The following is a 7786-nucleotide window of genomic DNA, read 5'->3' on the forward strand; positions in this document are numbered from 1 at the left end:
CTCGCTTGTTCTCTTGTAAACAATTTTGCCATTTTGCTCGACTCCTATTACTTTCTTTCAAGTTAATAGAAGTTTCAACAAAATCGGTTACACTCCCTAACTTCTATTATTTTTTTACATGGTCATAATTTGATCATCCACTCAATTTTATTCCCTTCTTTCCTTTTCCTCTCAAGAAGGCCATATTCAGTAGCTATACTATCTGTTTTTTCTTTATCAAAGTAAGAAGACATCTCATCCTCGATGCGCCGGATGCTTTTTTCAACCCTGCCAAGCTGCTTTTTCAGGTCAATATATGTTTTCAATTTTCCGCTAATACCATCCATACTGGCTTTGTTCCCTTCTTTTTCTTCTTTTTTAGAGTTTCCATTTACTCCTGAAATAGGCTGGAAAAGCCATTTATTTTGCCGTTTGAAAGCGTGAAGCACAGGCGATGGATAACCTCCTGAGGGAAACTTAAGACTGCAATTACATCCCAGGTCAAGTGCAAACTCCTCGTGTTTCTCCCTGATCCTGTAACAACTGATAGGGTAAGGTTTCATTTTCTTGATTTGCTTTTCTGTATAATCAAAATCATAATTTATGCAATTGCTGATCACCTTATGCAGGAATTCTTTTCCTTCCTCCCCTAGAAGACCAAGAGTATAAAGTAATGTCACACGCTCGGAATTATTAAGATAATGCGTCTCTTTTGCTTTATCAACCAGGTAATTGATCACTTTACATCCGGAAAGCATACTCTCAACTAATGGCGCAGCCTCATTCTTTTCTTGAGGAGATTGCGGTTTAATTATATGCGAAAACAAAAGCTCTTCGATCTTCTTCCGGGTTATATGCCTGATCTCATATAGCGCTGCCATCTGCTCTGGAAGTGGATTACCTTCCCTGTCCAGGATCAGGCACCTGCGGTTTGTGCTCTTATGTATGCCAAGCGGCAGCTTGATCAAAGGCCCATATCCTTTTACTTTTAATTTATCACAGTTTGGAAAGATCTCCCTGTGTATTCCGCTTTCTGGTTCACCTGCTTTTTCGATAATGAATTTAAGAAAAGTCCTTGCCAATTTCGCTGTAATTGGTTTTTCAAAGAAAAACCATATGTGTCGCCCCTTATAACCGCTATCTTCGATAAGCACGGGAATTCCCATGTTATCGCAGATAGATGCAACCTTAACAGCATCCTGGTGTGTCAGCAGGTGAAGCTTCTGTTGTTTTTCCAAATCATTTGCGTATTCAAGAAGAGCTTTCTTGTCAATATCGATATCGATCACACAAAGGAATACCTGATCTTCCTTGTTCAGCAAATAAAGTCCCAGCGTCTCTTTTCCGTCAAGATGGCTCTTTATCTCATTTATACCCAACGAATGATCAACAGGCGAAAATCCTCTTCTTCCTTTCTCATCGATCCACTGGCGTGCGAAAAAGTCTTCCCGCCCCTTGAAAATAGTGGAAAACAGGGTTGCATCTTCATATGAAAAGATAATTTGTTGAGGTTGTGCAGGTAAAGGAAGGGCAGCTTCAGGCTTTATCCTGGATTTTGCCTCAATATCAAGCATCATTGCCTTCTTATAAGATTCCTGCGCCAGGCCGTATTGTCCCAGTTCAGAATAACAAAAAGCAAGATCGCGGTAGGGCTGGGCAAGATCAGGACAGAAACGAATGAGCCTTTTTAATCTTTCAATTGAGGATGATACATTCTCATCTACAAGCGGCAGCCGTTTCATGGATTCTTTAGCCTGGGTGTGCCCTGCATCAATGGCCAGTGTTCGTGAAAAATCATCAAGGGCTTCGTCCACGAGCCCCAGGCGCTGTGCAGTCTCTCCTATCCGAAAAAAGAGGACAGCTTCCTCTATCGTAAAATCCCTTCTTTTTTCAAGAAGTTTTCGTGCATATTCCTCATCCCTGAGTTCGATGCTCATCTCTAATAAGGCGATCAGGGTAAGTGCATTCTCAGGTTCTATTCCCCTGCATGTATGGAAATAATTGCACCACCCGCGTATGCTTTGTTTAAGATCATCAATTCTATCACTGGTGTTTTTGGTTTTTCCCGCTTCGTTTATTTCCTGCAGCTTCTGGGTAATAGCTGTAATGGCTTTCTTGCTGGGTCCTTTTCCTTTTGCATCTATATAATAGCCTAGAAAAACAAAGCCTTCCCTTGCCGGGAAAACTTTTGTCTTTGTTTCATTCAGGCTAAGTTTCAATCCTTCCAAAGCAGCAGCAGTATCAATCAAAGCCTCACCTATCCTTTCCCGGGAATTTTCAAGTATCAAAAAATCATCAGCATACCTGATGAGGTGATAGCCTTTTTCTGTCATCTTAAGGTCAAATTGATGCAAATATACATTTGCAAGAAGCGGTGAGAGAACACTTCCCTGGGTGATCCCATTATATTCCTCATGCATACTCATATTTTCAAAAACGCCGGTCTTTAATAGTTTTTTGATCAGTCTCAAAACCATTACATTGGAAATCCTTTGTGCGACAAAGGTAAGAAGCAGATCATGGTCAACAGAATCAAAGAATTTCTTGATATCACCATCAAGCACCCATTCAAATCCTGTTCTAATCAATGCTTCAGTTCTATCAATTGCGATCAACGCAGACCTTCCCGGACGGTAGGCAAAACTGCAGTCCAGGAACTCTTTCTCAAAAACAGGTGACATATTTGAAAGCAAAACCTGCTGTACTATCCTGTCCCTGACCGCAGGAATTCCTATGGGACGCTTGCCGCCATCATTTTTATTAATGTAAACACGAAGGACAGGAACAGGACTGTAATTTCCGTTCTCAAGCTGTTCTTGCAGGTGGATCAAATTCCCACCCAGGTCTTTCTCAAAATCTTCAATAGTCACACAGTCAGCCCCTGCACAACCCCTGTTCTCCTTGACTTTATTCCATGCTATTGTGAGATCTTGATAGCTGTATACCATCCTGAAGCCCTCGATTCTTGAAATAAGAAGCATATAAACTACGGTTCTACTTATGCAAATAGATTACTCGTGAGAAATCTCATATATCGGCCAATTCAATCCCCTAAAATCGGGTCACTCATTTTCACTTAAAACCTTGGAGCGCCAGAGTTTCAAAATAAGGAGGAAGTTTCAATCCCCTAAAAATCGGGTCACTCATTTTCACTTTGTTGAAATATGGCGACATCCTGAAGAGAATCATACAGTTTCAATCCCCTAAAAATCGGGTCACTCATTTTCACATTGATGCATTAACAATAAGCGCAAAAAACCTAACGCTAGTTTCAATCCCCTAAAAATCGGGTCACTCATTTTCACCAGGATAGATCGATTTGGAGGTAATTAAAATGCAATGTTTCAATCCCCTAAAAATCGGGTCACTCATTTTCACGTGCAGGTTGTCCTTGCATCATGAAAGAAGCAAAAGTTTCAATCCCCTAAAAATCGGGTCACTCATTTTCACTCAGTCAAAGGGTGAAAGAAGCGTATATTGAGGTATTGTTTCAATCCCCTAAAAATCGGGTCACTCATTTTCACCCCATGTCAACGCATGCGGATTATGCAAAAAGCATTTCAATGCCTTTATTTCTCAATTAGGATTATTATATGGCACAAGGAAATATATAAGCGTTTTGAAAAAATAATGTTTGGCGATTGCCTCGATATTTTCACGAAAAAAGTTGCATCTTCCCATATTCATATAAACCAATTCAGCCTCTGCTTGCTGGCGATTGCCTCCATGGTTTTTAGAAGCAAAACGGGGGAATTTAGGAAGTTAATTTTATCCAGGACATTTTTCTAAAAACATCCGGCTTTACGCCAGCCTCAGTACTGGAAATCGGCTTTTCTCTTTAAGTGAACTAAGGGACGGGAAGGCTTTAACTGCAAGCTGGTTTGTTTCTCTTGACAATTCATCATATATTTGTTTTGTCATAGGCGTAAGTCCATGAGCCAGGATGGAACTATTGCGTTTGCTCAAATAATTCCGCAAATTCCTATTCTTCCGATATTCCATCCCTATGTCTTCACCCAGGCTTTCCAGTAACGAAAAAGCCTTTTCCTGCCCTAATTTTATTGATTCTTTGCTTTTCCTGTACTCTTCTTTCCAGGCTGCTGGCAAATCCTCGAACTTTATTCCTGAAGTATCTATTTTTCGTCGTGCCAGAAGCATCTGGGATATTACTTCAACAGCCCGGTAAAGGCGGGCAATAGCGTCATCATATTTACCTTCCTGCGCCCTTCGGTCCGCATTAGCCAGGAGGTCTGCAAGAATCTCCTGCGAAAATTTATCCTTTATATCCTTGCTGGCAGCAAATTTTTCTTTTTGCCTGGCGATCTTAAAGACCGTCTCTTTACTATTACTGGTATCAATCTGCCACAGGGCATCGAATTTTCCGTGCATCTGGCTAAAGTATGAAGCCGCTGTTAAATGATCGAACTTATCCAAGAAAGAATAAGCAAGAACAAGCTTCTCCAGCAGGTCAAGCTCATCCTGTACTTCAACAGCCATAGACTTTGTCCGTGCATCACTGATCAGTTTGATGCAAGCATCAAATTGGAAAAGATTAAAAAAATCCTGTATCATTTGTCGGCGCTGATCGAGGAAGAATTCATTGGGGGTAAGGATCATTACCCGTTCGGTTCCTGATATGACCCTCCCATTGATATCACGCTTACCGCCTCCAACATAACTCAAATTACCGCATTCAAGGCTTGCCCCGGCAAGGACACATCCTGCTGACATCGCTTTAGTTCCGCTTGTAAAGTCGATGCATATCTCTTCAGGACAATAACCATCCTGTACTAAAGAGCGTACAAGCTGAGCAGTCATCTTCCAGCATCCTTCCACATCTTCTGGATTATGAATAATCAGAGGCGTTTCATAAACTAATTTCTTTCCTGATACTGATTCTATTCTCTCAATTGCGGATTTGCTTTCTTCAGTAGCTATGAAAAATAATTTATCAGGATTATTGACCTGTATCGATTTAGCAATTCCGCTTTCCACACCGCGCCCCGTTCCCAGGGATATTATCATTACCTTTGCCATTTCTTTCTCCTCATCATCCTGACATTATTTCATACTTCCCCAATCCAAACACAGTTCCTTTCCCAATATGGAGATATTCACCGAGTTTCAGGAAAGGCAAAAACTCAGTCATATTACCTTCAAAGGTTATTTCACCCAAAAATCCCCCCATCTTCAACTTCGTATCCTGCCTTTGAGAGTAACGTTCCCAATCTTTCCACACAAGGTCAGAATGGACGGTTTTGATCTCCTTTGTTTTTTCAATTAGTCCTTTCCAATCAAGTTCCCATTTTTCACCGCAATGAACATCGGCAAGCCCTGATAACCTTCGAAAAAGATTTCTCATTACAACTTCAAAATTCAAATCAGTTGTAAATTTTCCATTGTATTTTATCCTCGTTGGCGTAATAAAACGAAGTTTAACACGCGAAGAATTGAGCATAACTCCTTCTTTCATTATCTCCATGGAATCCATTGTATGGAAATCATCCCTGAAATGGGATTTTCCATCATAGATCAACACTTCTTCGCCATTATTCAATCTGATTACTTTTTCAAGCGAATATTTTCCTTTATTTTTACCCACTCCGATTCGGCCTACTTCCTCAAATGCGAAAATAAAAAATGGTATATAGTCTACCGCACGTCCAATGAGTATAAGCCCAAAATCTAATCTATCATCTCTTCCGTAAGTCTGCCCGTATTCCAGAGGCGGCTCAATAATATAAGGGCGCCAAACCTCTTGATCTTGCTTCATTCCCTCTTCCTGTGGAATTGATGTTTCAAAAATACAAGTATAGACGCATTTGCTTCGAAGTGAGCAGCCCAAACACTCCTTTTTTCGCTCCACACATACTGCATGCCTGAAGGCATGACCAAAACCCCCCCGGAAGGTTGAACCTTTGTATGGAGGAAGAATAAGCTTTTTTTGCGGATTTATTGTAAATCGGTATTTAGATAGCTTCATTGAAACCACTTTTTTCCCAATATTTTACAGGGTCTTTGAATAACGGTATATTTAAGCGTTGATATTTGATACAGGATATGAATTGAAAAGACGGTACTGTCAGGTTGTCGGTTGACAGAACCAAAATTAACAAGTCTTAAATAGAGAATATGAGATTATAATCCGTCTTAAATATCAAGAAAATTGGAAAATGTTTCCAACTTGATACAAAAATATGTCAGGACAATCAATATGAACTCCTATTTATTTTTAGGAATTATTGCGATATACTTGATCGGGGCAATATCTGCCCTGATATTCAATAAAAAAAATCGCTTATGTACGTATGCCTCATTTTTAAGTGCATCCATTGCATCGATCTCAGGAATCATCTTTTCATTTTCCGTACTATCCGGTAATATCTTTAATTACGTGTTGCAGGGCTCAACGCTTCTTAGTTATGGCTTTTACGTCGATAAATTGTCTGCATTCTTTATACTTGTCATATCAATTACAGGATTTGCGGTTTCTGTCTATTCAACAGGATATGTTACCGAATATTTCGGGAAAAAGAATATCGGTTACCTGGGATTCCTGTATAATATATTCATGCTTTCAATGATTCTCGTAGTTTCTGCAAATAACGCAATCATGTTCCTGATTGTGTGGGAATTGATGTCTATAATATCCTATCTGCTTGTCATGTACGAGCATGAAAAAAAGGAAACGAGAAAAGCCGGTTTTACCTATATTGTTATGACCCATTTCGGGACAGGTTTCATCATTTTATCGTTCCTTATCCTTGCAAGTTCAACAGGAAGCTTTAATTTCGAAACTTTCCGCGGAATCGGAGGCACTCTGCCCCCACATCTTAAGGACCTTGCTTTCATTTTTGCACTTATCGGTTTTGGCACAAAGGCAGGAATTGTTCCTCTCCATATATGGTTACCATATGCACATCCTGCCGCCCCGAGCAATGTATCCGCGCTCATGTCCGGGGTGATGATCAAAACTGCTATTTTCATGCTTATCCGTGTCTTTTTTGATTTCCTGGGCGCAGGCGTTGCCTGGTGGGGTATTATATTGCTGGTAATTGCTTCGATTTCAGCACTTCTTGGTGTAATGTATGCACTCATGGAACATGATATGAAACGCTTGCTTGCGTATCACAGTGTTGAAAATATAGGAATTATACTGATAGGAGTAGGGGTTTCAATGATTTTTATGGCTTCGGGGCATCCTGATCTTGCAGCATTCGGATTAATAGCAGGATTATATCATACGATAAACCATGCAGTGTTTAAATCATTGCTATTTATGGGAGCAGGCTCCATAATATATTCAACCCACACAAGGAACATAGAGGAATACGGGGGACTTATCAAGAAAATGCCCTGGACAGCGCTCTTTTTCCTGATCGGGGCAATATCGATCTCAGCCCTTCCTCCATTCAATGGCTTTGTAAGCGAGTGGCTGACATTCCAGGCTCAATTACTGAGTATTAACCTTTCAGATAATATTACAAAAATACTTGTGCTTTTTAGCGGCGCAGGTCTTGCTCTCACAAGCGCTCTTGCTGCGGCCTGTTTTGTAAAAGCTTTCGGCATCAGTTTCCTTGCTCTTCCACGAAGCAGTCATGCAGAGCATTCAAAGGAAGTACCTGTTTCCATGTTAATCGGGATGTTCCTTCTTTCATCCATGTGCATTGTCCTTGGAGTAATGCCATTTTATTTCATAAAAATTATTGGTGACTATTCAGACCCCCCAAATTATCCCATAACATATTCCGTTCATCCTAAAAAATTGAGTTCATTTTTTATTCTGCTATATTCGGAATAAATGCTT

The 7786-nt window shown here is 40.3% G+C and carries 4 protein-coding genes and 1 CRISPR repeat array; of the genes, 1 reads left to right on the plus strand and 3 read right to left on the minus strand.

From position 1 onward, the window contains the following. Positions 1-122: 122 nt before the first annotated feature. The 3 genes from ltrA to FIB07_17995 all read right to left on the minus strand — a co-directional run bounded on the left by ltrA (position 123) and on the right by FIB07_17995 (position 5962). A complete protein-coding gene (ltrA, locus tag FIB07_17985) occupies positions 123-2960 on the minus strand; it encodes a group II intron reverse transcriptase/maturase (GenBank protein NJD54735.1) in 2838 nt (945 codons plus the stop codon). Between the two features lie 59 nt (positions 2961-3019). Further along, a CRISPR array of direct repeats spans positions 3020-3503; the repeat unit is 37 nt; unit sequence GTTTCAATCCCCTAAAAATCGGGTCACTCATTTTCAC. A 277-nt stretch (positions 3504-3780) separates the two neighbouring features. After that, positions 3781-5016, minus strand: coding sequence for a TIGR02710 family CRISPR-associated protein (locus tag FIB07_17990; GenBank protein NJD54736.1), 1236 nt, complete (start codon positions 5014-5016; stop codon positions 3781-3783). Between the two features lie 13 nt (positions 5017-5029). Further along, entirely contained in the window at positions 5030-5962 is a 933-nt protein-coding gene (locus FIB07_17995) for a CRISPR system precrRNA processing endoribonuclease RAMP protein Cas6 (GenBank protein ID NJD54737.1), read from the minus strand. A 231-nt stretch (positions 5963-6193) separates the two neighbouring features. Between FIB07_17995 and FIB07_18000 the strand changes: the two genes are divergently transcribed. Continuing rightward, complete coding sequence (locus FIB07_18000) at positions 6194-7780, plus strand: hydrogenase 4 subunit B (protein NJD54738.1); 1587 nt, start codon at positions 6194-6196, stop codon at positions 7778-7780. The last annotated feature ends 6 nt before the right edge of the window (positions 7781-7786 follow it).

The sequence above is a fragment of the Candidatus Methanoperedens sp. genome (assembly GCA_012026795.1).
GTDB lineage: Archaea > Halobacteriota > Methanosarcinia > Methanosarcinales > Methanoperedenaceae > Methanoperedens.